The sequence below is a fragment of the Citrobacter sp. 50677481 genome, assembly GCF_001463265.1.
Lineage (GTDB): Bacteria > Pseudomonadota > Gammaproteobacteria > Enterobacterales > Enterobacteriaceae > Citrobacter_A > Citrobacter_A sedlakii.
In genome coordinates this window covers 137859-156497 of sequence record NZ_LNHZ01000054.1, presented here as the reverse complement: position 1 = coordinate 156497, position 18639 = coordinate 137859, and the positions used below count along the sequence as shown (strand labels likewise).

The following is an 18639-nucleotide window of genomic DNA, read 5'->3' as shown; positions in this document are numbered from 1 at the left end:
ATTACTTGGTGATACGGCCCTGCGCGTCCTTCAGCGCGGCGTCAACAGTCTGGCGACCGCTGGCGGCGTTGATTACCGCTGTGCGTACCGCATACCAGAAGGCGGACATTTGCGGAATGTTCGGCATGATTTCGCCTTTCTGGGCGTTATCCATGGTGGCGGCAATACGTGGGTCTTTGGCTAACTGATCCTGATAGGATTTCAGCGCCACGGCGCCCAACGGTTTGTCCTTGTTCACATCCGCCAGGCCTTCGTCGGTCAGCAGGTAGTTTTCAAGGAACTCTTTCGCCAGCTCTTTGTTCGGGCTGGCGGCGTTAATACCGGCGCTCAGCACGCCCACGAACGGTTTTGACGGCTTGCCTTTGAAGGTCGGCAGCAGGGTAACGCCGTAGTTCACTTTGCTCTTGTCGATGTTTGACCACGCCCACGGACCGTTAATGGTCATTGCCGTTTCGCCTTTGTTAAAGGCCGCTTCGGCGATGGAGTAATCGGTATCCGCGTTCATGTGTTTGTTCTTGATGAGGTCAACCAGGAAGGTCAGACCGGCTTTCGCGCCCGCGCTGTCCACGCCGACATCTTTCACGTCGTACTTGCCGTTTTCAAACTTGAACGCGTAACCGCCGTCAGCGGCGATCAGCGGCCAGGTGAAGTACGGCTCCTGCAGGTTGAACATCAGCGCGCTCTTACCTTTCGCTTTCAGTTCTTTATCCAGCGCCGGAATTTCTTCCCAGGTCTTCGGTGGGTTTGGTACCAGGTCTTTGTTATAAATCAGCGACAGCGCTTCGACCGCGATAGGGTAGGCGATCAGCTTGCCGTTATAACGCACCGCATCCCAGGTAAACGGATACAGTTTGTCCTGGAACGCTTTGTCCGGGGTGATCTCAGCCAGCAGGCCAGACTGCGCGTAGCCGCCAAAGCGGTCATGCGCCCAGAAGATAATGTCCGGGCCGTCACCGGTGGCCGCGACCTGCGGGAATTTTTCTTCCAGCTTGTCCGGATGCTCAACGGTCACTTTAATGCCGGTGTCTTTCTCGAATTTTTTGCCCACTTCGGCCAGGCCGTTATAGCCCTTGTCGCCGTTAATCCAGATAACCAGCTTGCCTTCTTCAATTTTGGCGAGCGCAGGTGCGGAAATCATCATTGCTGCGAGGGCGGACAATGCGAAAACGCGTGCGCCAGTCTTAATCTTCATATCTGCCATCCTTTTGGTGATGTGCTCGTGGTACGACTTCAGTGGTTCAACGTGCCCCAGTCTCCTTAATTGACATCCTCTTTCCATCATCCTTCCCCCTACGCCCCACCCCCGCTTTATGTGATCTGTGTTACATAAATGTGAGTAATGCGTACTGGCGCACATAAAAACAGTCCCATTTTTGCAAGCGACATCACGAAATTCCCTGCTGCTGCCTGGCGTCGGTCTCAGTGCTCCTTCTCTCATCCTCCCGACTCCTCCCCCATAAAAAAGCCGGGGGGTGGAGGATTTACGCAATCAATGAATCACGCATAGTCAGGCCATCATGAATGTTGCTGTCGATGACAGGTTGTAACGAAGGGAGAAGGGCATGGCGAGCGTACAGCTGCGAAATGTAACGAAAGCCTGGGGTGACGTGGTGGTATCGAAAGATATCAACCTCGACATTCACGAAGGGGAATTCGTGGTGTTTGTCGGACCGTCAGGCTGCGGAAAATCCACACTGCTGCGTATGATTGCCGGGCTGGAAACCATCACCAGCGGGGATCTTTTCATCGGTGACACCCGAATGAACGATATCCCGCCCGCAGAACGCGGCGTTGGCATGGTCTTTCAGTCTTATGCGCTCTATCCCCATTTAACCGTTGCGGAAAATATGTCGTTTGGCCTCAAGCTGGCGGGCGCCAAAAAAGAGGTGATGAACCAGCGCGTCAATCAGGTGGCGGAAGTACTCCAACTGGCGCACCTGCTGGAGCGTAAGCCGAAGGCGCTTTCCGGCGGTCAGCGCCAGCGCGTGGCGATTGGCCGTACGCTGGTGGCGGAACCGCGCGTGTTCCTGCTCGATGAACCGTTGTCCAACCTTGACGCCGCGCTGCGTGTCCAGATGCGTATTGAAATCTCCCGCCTGCATAAACGCCTGGGCCGCACGATGATTTACGTCACCCACGATCAGGTCGAAGCGATGACGCTGGCGGACAAAATTGTGGTGCTCGACGCCGGACGCGTGGCGCAGGTCGGCAAGCCGCTGGAGCTGTACCACTATCCGGCTGACCGCTTTGTCGCGGGCTTTATCGGCTCGCCGAAGATGAACTTCCTGCCGGTAAAAGTCACCGCCACCGCCATCGACCAGGTGCAGGTTGAGCTGCCTAACCGCCAGCACGTCTGGCTGCCTGTCGACAGCGCGAATGTCCAGGTGGGGGCAAACATGTCCTTAGGGATTCGTCCTGAACACCTGTTGCCGAGCGACATCGCCGACGTCACCCTGGAAGGTGAAGTGCAGGTTGTCGAACAACTCGGTCACGAAACGCAAATTCATATCCAGATCCCCGCCATCCGTCAGAACCTGGTTTACCGCCAGAACGACGTGGTGTTGGTAGAAGAGGGCGCCACATTCGCTATCGGCCTGCCGCCAGAGCGTTGCCATCTGTTCCGTGAGGATGGCACCGCATGTCGTCGGTTGCACAAGGAACCGGGCGTTTAAGGCTCCCCATTAAAAAAACAAAACGTAAAACCCGACGTGGCGGCATCAAGCCAACAAAGCGGCAGCCCGACCGGTGACGCGTTTAAAGAAAAGCAATGATCTCAGGAGATAGAATGATGATTACTCTGCGCAAACTCCCCCTGGCGGTTGCCGTAGCAGCAGGCATGATGTCTGTTCAGGCAATGGCCGTGGATTTCCATGGTTATGCTCGTTCCGGTATTGGCTGGACGGGCAGTGGCGGCGAACAACAGTGCTTCCAGGCAACCGGCGCTCAAAGTAAGTACCGTCTCGGTAACGAATGTGAAACCTACGCGGAACTGAAACTGGGTCAGGAAGTGTGGAAAGAGGGCGATAAGAGTTTTTACTTCGATACCAACGTCGCTTACTCCGTCGCGCAGCAGAACGACTGGGAAGGAACCGATCCGGCGTTCCGTGAAGCCAACGTACAGGGTAAAAACCTGATCGACTGGCTGCCGGGCTCCACTATCTGGGCCGGTAAGCGCTTCTATCAGCGTCATGACGTCCACATGATCGACTTCTACTACTGGGATATTTCCGGTCCTGGCGCCGGTATTGAAAATATCGATCTGGGCTTCGGTAAACTGTCTCTGGCCGCGACCCGTTCTCAGGAAGCGGGCGGTTCTTATACCTTCAGCAGCCAGAATATTTACGATCGCTCCAAAGATACCGCCAACGACGTGTTCGACGTACGTTTAGCCGGTCTGGAAACCAACCCGGACGGCGTACTGGAGCTGGGCGTTGACTACGGTCGCGCGAATACTACCGACGACTACCGTCTGGCGGATGGCGCATCGAAAGATGGCTGGATGTTCACCGCTGAACACACCCAGAGCATGCTGAAGGGCTACAACAAGTTTGTGTTGCAGTACGCTTTAGATGCGATGACCACGCAGGGTAAAGGGGTTCCGCAGGGGTCTTTATCCGATATCAACGATCCAAACATTAATAACAATGGTGAAATGTGGCGTGTCCTGGATCACGGCGCAATCTCGCTGGGCGATAAATGGGATTTGATGTACGTCGGTATGTACCAGAACGTCGATCTGGATAATAACCTCGGCACCGAATGGTGGACCGTGGGCGTGCGTCCGATGTACAAATGGACGCCGATCATGAGCACCCTGATGGAAGTGGGTTACGACAACGTGAAGTCACAGCAAACCGGTGATCGTAACAGCCAGTACAAAATTACCCTGGCGCAACAATGGCAGGCGGGCGATAGCATCTGGTCCCGTCCAGCAATCCGCGTCTTCGCGACCTACGCGAAATGGGATGAAAACTGGGGTTATATCAAAAACGGTGACAATGTGTCCCGTTACGCCGCAGCAACCAACTCCGGCTTCAGCACAACCAGCCGTGGCGACAACGATGAGTGGTCCTTTGGCGCCCAGATGGAAATCTGGTGGTAATCCGGCATTAACCTGACGTAACGAGGGGCGTAAGCCCCTCTGTTTTCTCGCGGTTTAGCGCGCTATTGCCTGGCCACCGCTGAACCCATGCTTTCTGAGGTGATAACAATGAAAATGAAGAAAAGTCTCGTCGCCCTTTGTTTATCCGCAGGGTTACTCGCCAGCGCGCCGGGCATCAGCCTGGCTGAGGTCAACTATGTGCCGCAAAACACCAGCGCCGCGCCGACTATTCCGACCGCTGCGCTCCAGCAATTAACCTGGACGCCGGCCGATCAATCTAAAACGCAATCTGTCCAGCTTTCAACCGCCGGCCAGCGTCTCGACGTGGCGGGCATTACCGGCCCCGTCGCGGCCTGGAGCGTCCCGGCGAATATCGGCGAACTGAACATTACGCTTTCCAGCGAAGTAAATAAACAAACCAGCGTCTTTGCGCCGAACGTGCTGATTCTTGATCAGAACATGACGCCATCCGCGTTTTTCCCCAGCAGCTATTTCACTTACCAGGCGCCGGGCGTAATGAGCGCGGATCGTCTGGAAGGGGTGATGCGTCTGACGCCAGCGCTGGGCCAGCAGAAGCTCTACGTGCTGGTCTTTACCACCGAGAAAGATCTCCAGCAGACCACTACGCTGCTTGATCCGGCCAAAGCCTATGCCAAAGGTGTCGGTAACGCCGTGCCGGATATTCCGGACCCCGTGGCCCGTCACACCACCGACGGCCTACTGACACTGAAAGTGAAAACCAGCAGCAGCTCCAGCGTGCTGGTAGGGCCGCTGTTTGGATCGTCCGGCCCGGGTCCGGTGACGGTCGGTAATACCGCCGCGCCTGCCCCAACGTATGCGGCGCCAGTGGCTGCGCCGACAGCGACACCTGCGCCGGTTAAGAAAAGCGAGCCGATGCTGAACGACACTGAAAGCTACTTTAACAAGGCGATTAAAGACGCCGTCGCCAAAGGTGACGTGGATAAAGCGCTGAAACTGCTTGATGAAGCTGAACGCCTGGGGTCGACATCTGCTCGTTCCACCTTTATCAGCAGTGTAAAAGGCAAGGGGTAAGGTTCTCCCCACATTGCTGATTTGCAACAACTGGTGCGTCTTGTGGCGCACCTTTTTTTCGCCCTCGTTTTAGCATTCAATGCGAATTGTTACGTTTCTGTTGCGTAACAGATCACTTAACTGTGTTTCTTCCTTCTGTAATCGCTTTTCTGCGATACAATGACTTTCAGTTATGAAACGGAGAGTCAGCATGTCACACCCCGCGTTAACGCAACTGCGTGCGCTGCGCTATTTTGAAGCGATCCCTGCGCTGGATGCAGAACAGCTCGACTGGCTGTTACTGGAAGATTCCATGACAAAACGTTTTGAGCAGCAGGGAAAACGGGTCACGGTGACGCTGATAAGAGAAGGCTTTGTCGGGCAACAAGAGGTAGCGGACGAACTGGCGTTGCTGCCGCAAGAGTCCCGCTACTGGCTGCGTGAAATCCTGTTATGCGCCGATGACGAACCCTGGCTTGCCGGACGCACAGTGGTGCCTGAATCTACCCTCAGCGGCCCGGAAATAGCCCTACAAAAATTGGGCAAAATCCCGTTAGGGCGCTATCTTTTTACATCATCGACATTAACCCGAGATTTTATTGAGATTGGTTGTGATGCCGGGCTTTGGGGGCGGCGTTCGCGCCTGCGGCTGAGCGGTAAGCCGCTGTTGCTGACCGAGCTGTTTTTACCGGCATCACCGTTGTACTAAGAGGAAAATAAAATGGAGTGGAGTCTGACGCAGAACAAGCTTCTGGCGTTTCATCGCTTAATGCGGACGGATAAGCCCATTGGCGCCTTACTGCTGCTCTGGCCGACGCTATGGGCGTTATGGGTCGCGACCCCTGGCGTGCCTCCATTGTGGATTCTGGCGGTCTTCGTTGCAGGCGTCTGGCTGATGCGCGCCGCCGGGTGCGTGGTAAACGACTATGCCGATCGCAAATTTGACGGCCACGTGAAGCGCACGGCGAACCGTCCGTTACCCAGCGGCGCAGTGACTGAAAAAGAGGCGCGGACGCTGTTTGTCGTGCTGGTGATGCTCGCCTTCCTGCTGGTGTTGACGCTCAACACCATGACTATTTTACTTTCCGTTGCCGCGCTGGCGCTGGCCTGGGTGTACCCATTTATGAAGCGCTACACCCATTTGCCGCAGGTGGTGTTGGGCGCGGCGTTTGGCTGGTCGATTCCGATGGCCTTTGCCGCAGTGAGCGAATCGGTGCCGCTGAGCTGCTGGTTAATGTTCCTGGCTAACATACTTTGGGCGGTGGCCTACGACACACAGTATGCGATGGTTGACCGTGACGATGACCTGAAGATCGGTATTAAGTCGACCGCTATTCTGTTTGGTAAAAACGACAAGCTGATCATCGGTATTTTGCAGGTCGCGGTGCTGGTATTGATGGCGCTGATTGGCTGGCTGAACGGACTGGGGATAGGATTTTACGGGGCGATTGTGGTCGCTGGCGCGCTGTTCGCGTATCAGCAGAAGCTGATTGCTAACCGCGAACGTGAAGCCTGCTTCAAAGCGTTTATGAACAATAACTATGTCGGACTGGCGCTGTTTATCGGGCTGGCGATGAGCTACTGGCATTTATAAACAATAAACCGGTCATTCGACCGGTTTTTTTATACGTTACTCGCTTTGCGTCGCGCTCTCGATAGTGAGGCGCACATCCGAGGTAATCAACTCCGCCAGCATCTGGTACACCTTCATGGTTTCGCCAGGTTCTGCATCGCCGGTATCGCTGATATAGCCTTCGTCACGTAAAGTAAGCACTAACGAACTGAACACAGCCTTGTCGAAAAACTCCGGCGCGTTGATGCCGTGCAGAACCGACAAACGCTGCGCCACGGTCCGGCTCTCTTTTTCCAGCGTACCGCGGTTGATTGATGGGTTCGCGCTCAGAAGCCAGAAGGTAATGGCGTAACGTTGCAACGTTTCGCGTGCGCCTGCCGCCAGCAGTTGCAGCGTGCGGGAACGCGCAGGATGAATATGCAGCTCGTCGTTTTGTACGGTAATCAGCCCCTGACGCTGCATTTCTGTCGCCAGCGCGTCAATGACTCCAGCCAGTTCATCGCGCTCCCAGCGCAGGAACAGCTCGGCTTTCAGCATTGGGTAAAGGACATCCACGTGCTGCAGCAACGCGTCGCGGGAGATACGGCGGTGCTGGGTAATGATCGCCGCCATCAGCGACGGCAGAACCAGCATATGGGCAATGTTGTTGCGATAATAGGTCATCAGTACCGCCTGCTCGCGCGGCAGAATGATGATATCGCCAATGGTATCCTTTTCGACTTCAAACTTATTCATCTGCAACGCGTGATCGATCAGTTCACTGGCGCTGGCCGACGGGACCGTTGAGTCAGAGGAGTACGGCACATTGTGCATCAGATCCAGATAACAGTTGAGCTGCTCGGTCAACTGCTCGCGAGTGAGCGAACGCTGACGTGACGCCAACAGCGCGGTGCAGCACAGGTTCATGGCGTTCGCCGCCCCTGCGTTGTTAATGCGCACCATCAGTTCAGAAGCAATACCGTTAACCGTCGGCGTCAGCCAGGCCGGACGCACCGCTTCAATAGGGTCGATAGACTCGCGCCAGTCGGGAACGTGGTGGTTGAGGTACGTCATCAGCGGCATCGGTTCGCCGAAGTTAACGTAGCCCTGACCGAGATTACGCAGTTTGCTCAGGCCACGCAGCATCTGCGGCAGGCTCTCTTTCTCTTTCGTCGCCCCGCGCAGCTCTTTGGCGTAAGTGCCCACTTCCATGACGTGCTCGTAGCCGATGTAAATCGGGACTAACGTAATCGGACGGGTACCGCCGCGCAGCATCGCCTGGATGGTCATCGACAGGGTGCCGGTTTTCGGATCCAGTAAACGGCCAGTACGGGAACGCCCGCCTTCGACAAAGTATTCAACGGAATAGCCGCGGCTGAACAGTTCGCCGAGATACTCGCGGAACACCGTCGAATAGAGCTTATTGCCTTTAAAAGTGCGGCGGATAAAGAACGCGCCCAGGCGACGGAAAATCGGTCCCGCAGGCCAGAAGTTCAGGTTGATACCGGCAGCGATATGCGGCGGCACCAGCCCCTGATGGTAAAGAACATACGAGAGCAGCAGATAGTCCATATGGCTGCGGTGGCACGGCACATAGACGATTTCGTGCCCGTCGTGGGCCAACTGGCGCACGCGCTCGGCGTTATGGACGTTGATCCCCTGATACAGCCGGTTCCACGTAAAGCCCAGAATGCGGTCGGTCAGGCGAATCATCTCGTAAGAAAAGTTCGCAGCGATCTCTTCCATCAGCGCAATGGCGTTTTGCTGCGCTTTTTCGTGAGAGATCTTCTTGCTACGCGCCTCGTCTTCTACCGCCCGGGCAATGGCTTTCGAGGCCAACAGTTTGTTAAACAGATCCTGTCGCGCCGGCAGACGCGGACCGACCGCCGCCAGACGCTGACGGGCGAAGTGCATACGCGCCACGCGCGCCAGTTTCTGCGCGATGGTTTTGTCGGTGCCGTGTTCGTCGGCCATGCGGCGCAGCGACACGGACGGCGAGAAACGCACAAAGCTGTCGCGCCCCAGCCAGGAGACGGCAAAGAATTTCTGAATGCCGTTAAGCATACGTAGCGGCGGATTCACTTCGCCTTTTTCACGTCCAGGCGAGCGGCCAAACATCACCGAGACCGGCACCATTTGCACATCCAGGTCTGGATTACTGCGATGCAGGTCGAGATAGTTATGGAACAGCTTGATAGATTCTTCTTTCGGCGTGTAATACGTAAAGACACGCGGTCCGCCATGAATAAAGACATAGCGCGGCAGCAGCGTGCCGTCGATCTCCAGCGGCTCTAACGGGTCGGGAAGATCGTGCGCCAGACACTGCGCGCGCAGTGTGAGTAAGTCCGCTTTGGAGTTATACGGCAAAACGTACATAATTGGGCGAGAGGTATCGAGTCCCAGTTCCGGGGCAGGATCCGCCGGAATAGACTTGCTTTTTACCAGTACGCTTAATGGTAAATTCAGTAATTTATAGTAAATTCGTGGCCAGCCGGACATAAACGATGTAAAGCCTCTGGTTAATAATGCAAATGCGCTGCAAGGATATCAGAAAGTCATGTGAATTTCTGTTGTATACGGTCATACTTCGCGCCGCGTTGCCCGCACTCAGATTATACGCGCTAACAAAGCATTGTCATTGACGCCAATAATGCAAAAAGGTTCTTTTAATGGCTAACAATACCACTGGATTCACCCGAATTATTAAAGCAGCCGGTTACTCCTGGAAGGGGTTTCGCGCAGCATGGGTCAACGAGGCGGCGTTCCGTCAGGAAAGCATTGCGGTGCTGGCAGGCGTGGCCATCGCCTGTTGGCTGGATGTCGATGCTATTACCCGCGTTCTGCTGATTGGCTCGGTGCTGCTGGTCATGATTGTTGAAATTTTAAACAGTGCAATTGAAGCCGTCGTCGACCGTATTGGATCCGAATATCACGAGCTGTCAGGACGGGCGAAGGACATGGGATCGGCGGCAGTGCTGCTTTCCATTATTGTCGCGCTGATCACCTGGGGCATTCTGCTGTGGGCCCATTTTCGCTAACAACATACGCGCTCCGTTCCATAACCGCATAAAACTGCGGATCATTGTGCAGTTTGTGGTTCCAAAATCACCTTTAGCTGTATATACTCACAGCATAACTGTATATACACCCAGGGGGCGGAATGAAAGCGTTAACGGCCAGGCAGCAAGAGGTGTTTGATCTTATTCGGGATCACATCAGCCAGACAGGTATGCCGCCGACGCGTGCGGAAATCGCGCAGCGTTTGGGGTTCCGTTCCCCAAACGCCGCTGAAGAACACCTGAAAGCGCTGGCGCGCAAAGGGGTGATTGAAATCGTTTCCGGCGCGTCCCGCGGCATTCGACTGCTGCAGGAAGAAGAAGATGGCTTACCGCTGGTCGGTCGCGTTGCGGCAGGCGAGCCGCTGCTGGCGCAGCAGCACATTGAAGGCCATTACCAGGTCGATCCGTCACTGTTTAAACCGAACGCCGACTTCCTGCTGCGCGTCAGCGGTATGTCGATGAAAGACATCGGCATTATGGACGGCGATCTGCTGGCGGTACACAAAACGCAGGATGTACGTAACGGTCAGGTGGTCGTGGCGCGCATTGATGACGAAGTAACGGTAAAACGCCTGAAAAAACAGGGCAACAAAGTCGAGCTTCTGCCAGAAAACAGCGAATTTACACCGATCGTCGTGGATCTGCGTGAACAAAGCTTCACGATTGAAGGGCTGGCCGTCGGCGTCATCCGCAACGGTGAATGGCTGTAATTTCATTTAGCCGGATATAAGAGCGTACGCGCCGTTATCCGGCGCCAGGCCTGGCAGCGCTGTGCTTATCAGGCCTGTATAATTTTAAATCTACGATAACTGCTCCTCAGGCTTCTTCTCATGCCGTTCTTTGCATCTGCTGATAAAGCGCTCTGGCGTCTTGCCTTACCCATGATTTTCTCCAACATCACTGTGCCGCTGCTTGGACTGGTGGATACCGCGGTGATAGGCCACCTTGACAGTCCTGTTTACCTCGGCGGGGTGGCGGTTGGGGCGACGGCTACCAGTTTTCTGTTCATGCTGCTGCTCTTTTTACGAATGAGCACTACCGGGCTTACGGCGCAGGCGTTTGGAGCGAAGAACCCACAGGCGCTGGCGCGCGCGTTAGTACAGCCATTGCTGCTGGCGCTGGGCGCTGGCCTGCTCATTGCGCTCTGCCGAACGCCGCTGATCGATCTGGCGCTGCATATCGTCGGCGGTAGCGAAGCGGTGCTGGCGCAGGCAAGACGCTTCCTGGAAATCCGCTGGCTTAGCGCGCCCGCCTCGCTGGCCAATCTGGTCCTGCTGGGCTGGCTGCTCGGTGTGCAGTATGCGCGGGCGCCGGTGATTCTGCTGATTGTCGGTAACATCCTCAACATTATCCTCGACCTGTGGCTGGTGATGGGCCTGCATATGAACGTGCAGGGCGCTGCGCTGGCTACGGTGATAGCTGAATACGCCACGCTATTGCTGGGAATGCTGATGGTGCGCAAGGTGCTGCATCTGCGCGGCGTCTCGATGGCGATGTTAAAGCAGGCCTGGCGCGGGAATATTCGTCGCCTGCTGGCGCTTAATCGCGACATTATGCTGCGTTCGCTGCTGCTCCAGCTCTGCTTTGGCGCCATTACTGTTCTTGGCGCAAGGCTCGGCGGCGACATCATTGCCGTGAACGCAGTGCTCATGACGCTGCTTACTTTTACCGCCTATGCGTTGGACGGCTTTGCCTACGCTGTTGAGGCGCATTCCGGCCAGGCGTATGGCGCGCGGGACGGTAGTCAATTGCTGGAGGTCTGGCGGGCGGCGTGTCGTCAGTCAGGCATCGTAGCACTGCTGTTTTCTTTGACCTACCTGTTGGTGGGGGAGCAGATAATCGCGCTGCTGACCTCACTGCCGCAGTTGCAGCAGTTAGCCGATCATTATCTGTTCTGGCAGGTGATCCTGCCGTTGGTCGGCGTCTGGTGCTACTTGCTGGATGGCATGTTTATTGGCGCGACCCGCGCTGCGGAAATGCGTAACAGTATGGCGGTGGCGGCGTCGGGTTTTGCGTTAACGCTGCTGGCGCTACCGGCATTGGGGAATCACGGTTTGTGGTTGGCGCTGGCGGTTTTCCTGGCGCTGCGCGGACTTTCGTTAGCATGGATTTGGCGGCGGCACTGGCGTAACGGTACCTGGTTTTCGGTAACGTGACGGTTAAATATTCTGAATACTCAACCGAACCCAGAATCCCTGACTACACTTAATATCACGTCCAGCAAGAAACGTAGCAACGTTGGATGACGTAGACTCGCTATTCACAGCCTAACGAAGAGGACTTTATGATGAATAAAGACGAAGCCGGTGGTAACTGGAAACAATTCAAAGGTAAGGTGAAAGAGCAATGGGGCAAATTAACCGACGATGACATGACGGTTATCGAAGGTAAGCGCGATCAGCTGGTAGGTAAAATCCAGGAACGTTATGGCTACCAGAAAGATCAGGCGGAAAAAGAGGTGGGTGACTGGGAAACCCGCAACGACTACCGCTGGTAAACCCTCCTGCCCAAAAGTACAAGGACGTACTGCCCTTTATTTGCTTACAGTGAGCGGCGCGCCTTGCCGCTCGCGCCATTAACGGGGTTTTTTCTTGACCTGAATAGAATGGTCATGTTGGCAATCGCCAGGATGACGACAGGCTTCAACCTCCACGCACGCTGAGCATAACCCATGCGCTTCAATCACGTTATGACGCAGGGCAAAACCCATTTTTGCCGCCAGCGTATGCATAATATCTTCCACACCTTCCGCACACTCTTCCTTCACCGCGCCGCAGCGATCGCAGATAAACATGGCTGAGGTATGCGTCGGCTGATCGAAAAGATAACAAAGTACGTAGCTGTTTGTGGATTCCACCTTATGCACAAACCCTTGCTCTAGCAGAAAATCCAGCGCCCGGTAAACCGTCGGCGGTTTGGCCTGTGGCTCTGACTCCCGCAGCAGATCGAGCAGATCGTAAGCGCTAATCGCCCCGTCCTGCAGGCTCATCAGGCGTAACACTTCGAGGCGCTGCGGGGTCAGTCGCACATTGCGTTGCGCGCACAATTTTTCAGCTTGCGCCAGCAGCTCTTGCGTTGTGGTCTTTTCCATTGGGCACCTCGGTTAGCGTGGGGTGATAAACCCTCACTTTATCATGTTCTGCAGGAAACGCCGAGATCCTGCCAGTGACGATATATCGTCTGCGAATCTTTCCGCGCTTAATAAAGTCTTCTATACATATTGAGGCGTATCACAAAAAGAGAACGCTTCAGCCCCATTCTGCATGAAGCGAATAGCACCATTTTTATTCATTTTCTCACAGCAATAGTTCTCCTCTGCTGCGTTGATACTGGCAGAGGCGTTATTTCACCTGCTAATAAAAATGGGTTTACTGTGAATAAAAATTTTAATTTTTCGGTGGTGGCGATTGCGGTTTCGTTTTGGGTATCACACCAGGCGAACGCGGCAAATACCTGGGCGGAAGCGCGTAACGATGCAATGGGCGGGACGGGCGTGGCTTCGGCACATTATGGCAGTGGGGTTCTCATCAACCCGGCTTTGCTGGCGAAGGCTAAACCTGAGGACAGCATTACCGTCATCCTTCCTGCGGTTGGGGCGCAAATTACCGACGAGGATAACTTGCAGGATGAGATTGATGAAATCAGCGACAAAATCGACTACTACGATGACGTTGTCGATAACCTGACGCCAGCCGAGGTTCTGCTGAACCCTCGCGGCGTGTTAAACCAGTTTCAGGGGGCGGCGCGCGATCTTGCCGATGAACTGGAGTACCTGAAAGGGAAGACGGCGCATGCTAACGCCGGGGCCGGACTGGCGGTCAGTATTCCCAACGAGGTGTTATCCGTTGCGTTTGTGGCGAAAGGCTATGCGCATGGCCGTGTAAGCGCGTCAATCGATCAAGGCGATATTGATTATCTGCGCAGAATCGAGGGTAGCGATGCCTATGCGTTAGTTGAAGCGGGCAGGGCGGCGCTGCAGGGCTCTGATGAAATCACCAAACACCTTAACTCCACGGCATCCGGCCGGGCGGCGATCGTCTCCGATTACGGTATCGCGGTGGCGCGTCAGTTTGCCTTAGGCGACGTGCCGCTTTCTATTGGCGTCACGCCGAAACTGCAAAAAACCTGGCTCTATAATTACACGACCTCGATTTATAACTACGACAGCAGCGACTGGAACAGCAGCCGATACCGCAACGATGACACCGGCTTTAACGTCGATGCCGGGATTGCGGCGGACTTTGGCGAAAACTGGACGCTGGGCGTCAGCGGGCAAAACCTTATCTCGCGCGATATCGACACCAAATCAATTTACATCACCAACGGCCTGACCGGCGAAACGCGTAATTATCAGGATACCTATCAGATTCGCCCGCTGGTCACCGCGGGTGTCGCCTGGCATAACGACGTAGTGACGCTGACAGCGGATGGCGATCTAACCGAAACGAAAGGTTTTAAGAGCGAAGATGATTCCCAGTATGTAGGCGTCGGCGCAGAGGTTCGTCCGCTGAACTGGCTGGCCGTTCGGGCAGGCTACCGTGCTGATGTGAAGGCGAACGACAGCAATGTCTTTACCGGCGGCGTTGGGTTTTCTCCGTTCAACCGCGTTCATGTGGATCTGATGGGTCTGTATGGTGAAGACGAAACCTGGGGGGCAGGCGCGCAGCTCAGCATGACGTTCTGAGGTAGCACCGGAGACGTTACGTCTCCGGTTTACCTTTGTGCTATAGTAGCGCCCCTTGTTCACCAGACGCTCAAAAAATCGCCATGTCACCAGAATTACACGCTGCCTTTCCCGCACACCGTTTCTCCATCGCACCGATGCTCGACTGGACGGACAGACATTGCCGCTATTTCTTGCGCCTGCTGTCTCGCCAGACGCTGCTCTATACCGAGATGGTCACAACAGGCGCCATTATTCATGGCAAAGGCGATTACCTGGCGTACAGCGATGAGGAGCATCCGGTGGCACTGCAACTGGGGGGAAGCGATCCGGCTCAGCTTGCGCAGTGTGCAAAACTTGCGGAGGCTCGCGGCTATGACGAGATCAACCTTAACGTCGGCTGTCCGTCGGATCGCGTGCAGAACGGTATGTTTGGCGCATGCCTGATGGGGAACGCGCAGCTGGTAGCCGATTGCGTGAAGGCGATGCGTGATGCGGTGTCGATTCCGGTGACGGTAAAAACCCGCATCGGTATCGACGACCAGGACAGCTATGAATTTCTCTGCGACTTCATGAATACCGTCTCAGGCAACGGTGAATGCGACATGTTCATCATTCATGCCCGAAAAGCCTGGCTTTCCGGATTAAGCCCGAAAGAGAACCGCGAAATTCCGCCGCTGGATTACCCACGGGTTTATCAGCTCAAACGGGATTTTCCGCATCTCACCCTGTCGATTAACGGCGGTATTACGTCACTGGAACAGGCGAAAGCGCACCTTGCCCATATGGATGGCGTTATGGTCGGGCGCGAAGCGTACCAGAATCCGGGAATTCTGGCCTCGGTTGACCGGGAGATTTTCGGCGTTGACACGGCGGATGCCGATCCGGTGGCCGTGGTACGGGCGATGTATCCGTATATTGAGCGGGAACTGCGCCAGGGGACCTATTTAGGCCATATCACCCGCCATATGCTCGGCCTGTTCCAGGGCATTCCGGGCGCGCGTCAGTGGCGTCGTTACCTGAGCGAAAATGCCCATAAAGCCGGTGCGGATATCAACGTGCTTGAGCATGCATTAAAACTGGTCGCTGATAAGCGTTAAAATTTCACCATTAGTTAGTCAATTTCACCACGCCCTGCGCATTGCCGCGGGGCGTTTTGTTTATATATCAACGAATTAATGTTGGCACGCATTTTGTAAAGCATTGAGCAGAATTTCATTATGGGAGAGCGTCATGCTGGAACTACTTTTTGTGCTTGGCTTTTTTATCATGCTGATGGTCACTGGCGTTTCACTGTTGGGCATCCTGGCTGCGCTGGTGGTGGCAACCGCGGTGATGTTCCTGGGCGGAATGTTTGCTTTGATGATCAAACTGTTGCCGTGGCTGCTGTTGGCGGTTGCTGTGGTATGGGTTATCAAGGCAATCAAATCGCCGAAAGTGCCGCAATATCGTCGCAATAACCGCTGGCGTTACTAGGGTATTGTGGGGTTCGTCACAACCTGCAATTTTGCCTTTAGAACCAAATAGGAATTGATAATCAAATCTGTCACTATTGCGCGTCTAACGGATTCATCGTGCTGTACCCTACATACAGCCGAACTAAAAAAAGAAAGGGCTTCCCAGGTGGAAGCCCTAATTCTTTCAGCGGATCCCGGCTTACGGAATCAGCAAGCTGGACCCTTGCGTGGCCCTGCTTTCCAGCATTTCATGCGCGCGTTGCGCATCCTGCAGGGCAAACTTCTGGCTATCCGCCACATCGACTTTGATCACGCCGCTGGCGATTAGCGAGAACAGTTCATTGCTGGCTTCAGTCAGCTCATCGCGATTGGTGACGTAGCCCTGCAGAGAAGGGCGCGTGACGTACAGGGAACCCTTCTGATTCAGGATCCCCAGGTTCACGCCGGTCACCGGGCCGGACGCGTTACCGAAGCTGACCATCAGGCCGCGACGCTGCAGACAGTCCAGCGAGGACTCCCAGGTGTCTTTCCCCACCGAGTCGTACACTACGCAGACCTTTTTCCCGCCGGTGATCTCTTTGACCCGCTCTACGAGATTTTCTTCGCGATAGTTAATCACCTGCCACGCGCCTGCATCCCGCGCCCGCTGTGCTTTTTGCGCGCTGCTCACGGTACCGATAAGTTTTGCGCCCAGCGCTTTCGCCCACTGGCAGGCAATCAAACCCACGCCGCCTGCCGCCGCATGGAACAGGAACGGTTCATCGGGTTTGATTTCATAGGTTTTACGCAACAGGTAAAAGACAGTCAGCCCTTTCAAAAACGAGGCAGCGGCCTGCTCGAAAGAGATCGCGTCGGGTAAAATCGCCGCCTTATCGGCCACGACGTTATGCACTGAACTGTAGGCGCCGAGCGCAGATTGCGCATACACGACGCGATCGCCCGCTTTGATGTGCGTTACGCCGCTGCCCACTTTGCTCACTACGCCCGCTGCTTCGGTACCCAGCCCGCTGGGCAGCGCTGGCGGCGGATAAAGCCCGCTGCGGATGTAGGTATCGATGTAGTTAATGCCAATCGCTTTGTTTTCGACCTGGATTTCGTTCTCCGCCGGATCTGCCGGGGTGAACGCCACGGCCTGAAGCACTTCAGGGCCACCATGCTTGTGAAATTCAATACGTGTTGCCATGCTTCCTCCAAAAGAAATGTGGTAATCTTTCGACCCAATCATTATTTCGGTAACTCCATTCACTATGGCAGGAAATAAACCCTTCAACAAACAACAGACTGATGTCCGGGAGCGCGACCCGCTGGTTGCCGGGCTGAAAGTGCCGCCGCACTCGATTGAAGCGGAACAGTCGGTGTTGGGCGGTTTAATGCTGGATAACGAGCGCTGGGACGACGTTGCCGAACGTGTGGTAGCGGATGATTTCTACACCCGTCCGCACCGTCACATCTTTACTGAAATGGGTCGCCTGCAGGAAGGCGGCAGCCCTATCGACCTGATTACGCTCGCGGAATCGCTGGAGCGCCAGGGACAGCTGGACAGCGTTGGCGGATTCGCCTATCTGGCGGAACTGTCAAAAAATACGCCAAGCGCGGCGAATATCAGCGCTTATGCCGACATTGTCCGCGAACGGGCCGTTGTCCGTGAAATGATTTCGGTGGCAAATGAAATCGCCGAAGCCGGGTTTGATCCGCAGGGGCGCACCAGCGAAGACCTGCTCGATCTCGCCGAATCCCGCGTTTTCAAAATCGCCGAAAGCCGCGCCAATAAAGACGAAGGTCCGAAAAATATTGCCGATGTGCTCGACGCTACCGTCGCGCGTATCGAACAGCTATTCCAGCAGCCGCACGATGGTGTGACCGGCGTGAACACCGGCTATGACGACCTCAATAAAAAGACCGCCGGTTTACAGCCCTCGGATCTAATTATCGTCGCCGCGCGTCCGTCGATGGGGAAAACGACCTTTGCGATGAACCTCGTTGAAAACGCGGCGATGTTGCAGGACAAGCCGGTGCTTATCTTCAGTCTGGAAATGCCCTCGGAACAGATCATGATGCGTTCTCTGGCGTCGCTGTCCCGCGTCGATCAAACCCGCATCCGTACCGGTCAGCTCGACGACGAGGATTGGGCGCGTATTTCCGGTACGATGGGCATTCTGCTGGAAAAACGCAATATCTATATTGATGATTCATCCGGCCTGACGCCGACGGAAGTGCGCTCCCGCGCGCGCCGTATTGCCCGCGAACATGGCGGCATCGGGCTTATTATGATCGACTATCTTCAGCTGATGCGCGTACCGTCGCTTTCCGACAACCGTACCCTGGAGATCGCCGAAATCTCCCGCTCGCTGAAAGCGCTGGCGAAAGAACTGCATGTGCCGGTAGTGGCGCTGTCGCAGCTTAACCGCTCCCTGGAACAACGTGCCGACAAGCGTCCGGTCAACTCCGACCTGCGTGAGTCCGGCTCTATCGAGCAGGACGCCGACCTGATTATGTTTATCTACCGTGATGAGGTTTATCACGAGAACAGTGACCTGAAAGGCATCGCGGAAATCATTATTGGTAAGCAGCGTAACGGCCCCATCGGCACGGTGCGTCTGACATTCAACGGGCAATGGTCGCGCTTTGATAATTATGCCGGGCCACAATACGACGACGAATAAATAATTTGGCTATTTTATTTGCGATTTTGGGATTGGGCAGTGCTCGCCATCCTCACGTACTTCAGTACGCTCCGGTGGCTGCGCGCTGGCCGCACCCAAACTCGCTGCAAC

At 55.3% G+C, this 18639-nt stretch carries 17 protein-coding genes; 13 read left to right on the top strand and 4 right to left on the bottom strand.

The window, feature by feature from the left end; all coding sequences use genetic code 11:
• Nucleotide 1 precedes the first annotated feature (1 nt).
• On the bottom strand, nt 2-1192 hold the full coding sequence (malE, locus tag APU02_RS14765; RefSeq protein ID WP_042291245.1) for a maltose/maltodextrin ABC transporter substrate-binding protein MalE: 1191 nt from the start codon (nt 1190-1192) through the stop codon (nt 2-4).
• Nucleotides 1193-1562: 370 nt separating this feature from the next.
• Between malE and malK the strand changes: the two genes are divergently transcribed.
• The 5 genes from malK to ubiA all read left to right on the top strand — a co-directional run bounded on the left by malK (nt 1563) and on the right by ubiA (nt 6728).
• Nucleotides 1563-2672 carry a maltose/maltodextrin ABC transporter ATP-binding protein MalK gene (gene malK / locus APU02_RS14760; protein WP_042291242.1) on the top strand — a complete coding sequence of 370 codons (1110 nt, stop codon included), beginning with the start codon at nt 1563-1565 and terminating at the stop codon, nt 2670-2672.
• A 113-nt stretch (nt 2673-2785) separates the two neighbouring features.
• On the top strand, nt 2786-4102 hold the full coding sequence (locus APU02_RS14755) for a maltoporin (protein ID WP_060570420.1): 1317 nt from the start codon (nt 2786-2788) through the stop codon (nt 4100-4102).
• A 108-nt stretch (nt 4103-4210) separates the two neighbouring features.
• Nucleotides 4211-5155 (top strand): maltose operon protein MalM, encoded by a 945-nt coding sequence (gene malM, locus APU02_RS14750; RefSeq protein ID WP_060570419.1) that lies wholly within the window; start codon nt 4211-4213, stop codon nt 5153-5155.
• A 190-nt stretch (nt 5156-5345) separates the two neighbouring features.
• A complete protein-coding gene (gene ubiC, locus APU02_RS14745; protein WP_042291236.1) occupies nt 5346-5843 on the top strand; it encodes a chorismate lyase in 498 nt (165 codons plus the stop codon).
• Between the two features lie 12 nt (nt 5844-5855).
• Entirely contained in the window at nt 5856-6728 is an 873-nt protein-coding gene (gene ubiA / locus APU02_RS14740; RefSeq protein WP_060570417.1) for a 4-hydroxybenzoate octaprenyltransferase, read from the top strand.
• 36 nt (nt 6729-6764) lie between these two features.
• Here the strand turns inward: ubiA and plsB are convergent, their stop codons facing one another.
• Nucleotides 6765-9185 (bottom strand): glycerol-3-phosphate 1-O-acyltransferase PlsB, encoded by a 2421-nt coding sequence (gene plsB / locus APU02_RS14735; protein ID WP_060570416.1) that lies wholly within the window; start codon nt 9183-9185, stop codon nt 6765-6767.
• A gap of 170 nt (nt 9186-9355) precedes the next feature.
• On the opposite strand from plsB, the gene APU02_RS14730 reads away from it, so the two are divergent.
• The 4 genes from APU02_RS14730 to APU02_RS14715 all read left to right on the top strand — a co-directional run bounded on the left by APU02_RS14730 (nt 9356) and on the right by APU02_RS14715 (nt 12242).
• Nucleotides 9356-9724 (top strand): diacylglycerol kinase, encoded by a 369-nt coding sequence (locus APU02_RS14730; protein WP_060570414.1) that lies wholly within the window; start codon nt 9356-9358, stop codon nt 9722-9724.
• Between the two features lie 122 nt (nt 9725-9846).
• Nucleotides 9847-10455 (top strand): transcriptional repressor LexA, encoded by a 609-nt coding sequence (gene lexA / locus APU02_RS14725; protein ID WP_042291226.1) that lies wholly within the window; start codon nt 9847-9849, stop codon nt 10453-10455.
• Between the two features lie 120 nt (nt 10456-10575).
• Complete coding sequence (dinF, locus tag APU02_RS14720; RefSeq protein ID WP_060570412.1) at nt 10576-11901, top strand: MATE family efflux transporter DinF; 1326 nt, start codon at nt 10576-10578, stop codon at nt 11899-11901.
• 131 nt (nt 11902-12032) lie between these two features.
• The gene (locus APU02_RS14715; protein ID WP_042291340.1) at nt 12033-12242 is read left to right on the top strand and encodes a CsbD family protein; all 210 of its coding nucleotides are present in this window, start codon (nt 12033-12035) and stop codon (nt 12240-12242) included.
• A 78-nt stretch (nt 12243-12320) separates the two neighbouring features.
• Here the strand turns inward: APU02_RS14715 and zur are convergent, their stop codons facing one another.
• Nucleotides 12321-12836, bottom strand: coding sequence for a zinc uptake transcriptional repressor Zur (zur, locus tag APU02_RS14710; RefSeq protein ID WP_042291221.1), 516 nt, complete (start codon nt 12834-12836; stop codon nt 12321-12323).
• Nucleotides 12837-13118: 282 nt separating this feature from the next.
• On the opposite strand from zur, the gene APU02_RS14705 reads away from it, so the two are divergent.
• The 3 genes from APU02_RS14705 to pspG all read left to right on the top strand — a co-directional run bounded on the left by APU02_RS14705 (nt 13119) and on the right by pspG (nt 15884).
• Nucleotides 13119-14429 carry a conjugal transfer protein TraF gene (locus tag APU02_RS14705; protein ID WP_042291219.1) on the top strand — a complete coding sequence of 437 codons (1311 nt, stop codon included), beginning with the start codon at nt 13119-13121 and terminating at the stop codon, nt 14427-14429.
• Between the two features lie 83 nt (nt 14430-14512).
• A complete protein-coding gene (dusA, locus tag APU02_RS14700; protein WP_060570410.1) occupies nt 14513-15508 on the top strand; it encodes a tRNA dihydrouridine(20/20a) synthase DusA in 996 nt (331 codons plus the stop codon).
• A 133-nt stretch (nt 15509-15641) separates the two neighbouring features.
• Complete coding sequence (gene pspG, locus APU02_RS14695) at nt 15642-15884, top strand: envelope stress response protein PspG (protein ID WP_042291214.1); 243 nt, start codon at nt 15642-15644, stop codon at nt 15882-15884.
• 180 nt (nt 15885-16064) lie between these two features.
• Here pspG and APU02_RS14690 read toward each other — a convergent pair whose 3' ends face one another.
• On the bottom strand, nt 16065-17048 hold the full coding sequence (locus tag APU02_RS14690; RefSeq protein WP_060570451.1) for a quinone oxidoreductase: 984 nt from the start codon (nt 17046-17048) through the stop codon (nt 16065-16067).
• Between the two features lie 64 nt (nt 17049-17112).
• Between APU02_RS14690 and dnaB the strand changes: the two genes are divergently transcribed.
• Nucleotides 17113-18528 (top strand): replicative DNA helicase, encoded by a 1416-nt coding sequence (dnaB, locus tag APU02_RS14685; RefSeq protein WP_060570408.1) that lies wholly within the window; start codon nt 17113-17115, stop codon nt 18526-18528.
• Nucleotides 18529-18639 lie beyond the last annotated feature (111 nt).

What these genes read in the sequence shown, in the direction of transcription:
- malE (WP_042291245.1), bottom strand. Translation starts at nt 1,192, where the DNA reads ATGAAGATTAAGACTGGCGCACGCGTTTTCGCATTGTCCGCCCTCGCA.
- malK (WP_042291242.1), top strand. Translation starts at nt 1,563, where the DNA reads ATGGCGAGCGTACAGCTGCGAAATGTAACGAAAGCCTGGGGTGACGTG.
- APU02_RS14755 (WP_060570420.1), top strand. Translation starts at nt 2,786, where the DNA reads ATGATGATTACTCTGCGCAAACTCCCCCTGGCGGTTGCCGTAGCAGCA.
- malM (WP_060570419.1), top strand. Translation starts at nt 4,211, where the DNA reads ATGAAAATGAAGAAAAGTCTCGTCGCCCTTTGTTTATCCGCAGGGTTA.
- ubiC (WP_042291236.1), top strand. Translation starts at nt 5,346, where the DNA reads ATGTCACACCCCGCGTTAACGCAACTGCGTGCGCTGCGCTATTTTGAA.
- ubiA (WP_060570417.1), top strand. Translation starts at nt 5,856, where the DNA reads ATGGAGTGGAGTCTGACGCAGAACAAGCTTCTGGCGTTTCATCGCTTA.
- plsB (WP_060570416.1), bottom strand. Translation starts at nt 9,185, where the DNA reads ATGTCCGGCTGGCCACGAATTTACTATAAATTACTGAATTTACCATTA.
- APU02_RS14730 (WP_060570414.1), top strand. Translation starts at nt 9,356, where the DNA reads ATGGCTAACAATACCACTGGATTCACCCGAATTATTAAAGCAGCCGGT.
- lexA (WP_042291226.1), top strand. Translation starts at nt 9,847, where the DNA reads ATGAAAGCGTTAACGGCCAGGCAGCAAGAGGTGTTTGATCTTATTCGG.
- dinF (WP_060570412.1), top strand. Translation starts at nt 10,576, where the DNA reads ATGCCGTTCTTTGCATCTGCTGATAAAGCGCTCTGGCGTCTTGCCTTA.
- APU02_RS14715 (WP_042291340.1), top strand. Translation starts at nt 12,033, where the DNA reads ATGAATAAAGACGAAGCCGGTGGTAACTGGAAACAATTCAAAGGTAAG.
- zur (WP_042291221.1), bottom strand. Translation starts at nt 12,836, where the DNA reads ATGGAAAAGACCACAACGCAAGAGCTGCTGGCGCAAGCTGAAAAATTG.
- dusA (WP_060570410.1), top strand. Translation starts at nt 14,513, where the DNA reads ATGTCACCAGAATTACACGCTGCCTTTCCCGCACACCGTTTCTCCATC.
- pspG (WP_042291214.1), top strand. Translation starts at nt 15,642, where the DNA reads ATGCTGGAACTACTTTTTGTGCTTGGCTTTTTTATCATGCTGATGGTC.
- APU02_RS14690 (WP_060570451.1), bottom strand. Translation starts at nt 17,048, where the DNA reads ATGGCAACACGTATTGAATTTCACAAGCATGGTGGCCCTGAAGTGCTT.
- dnaB (WP_060570408.1), top strand. Translation starts at nt 17,113, where the DNA reads ATGGCAGGAAATAAACCCTTCAACAAACAACAGACTGATGTCCGGGAG.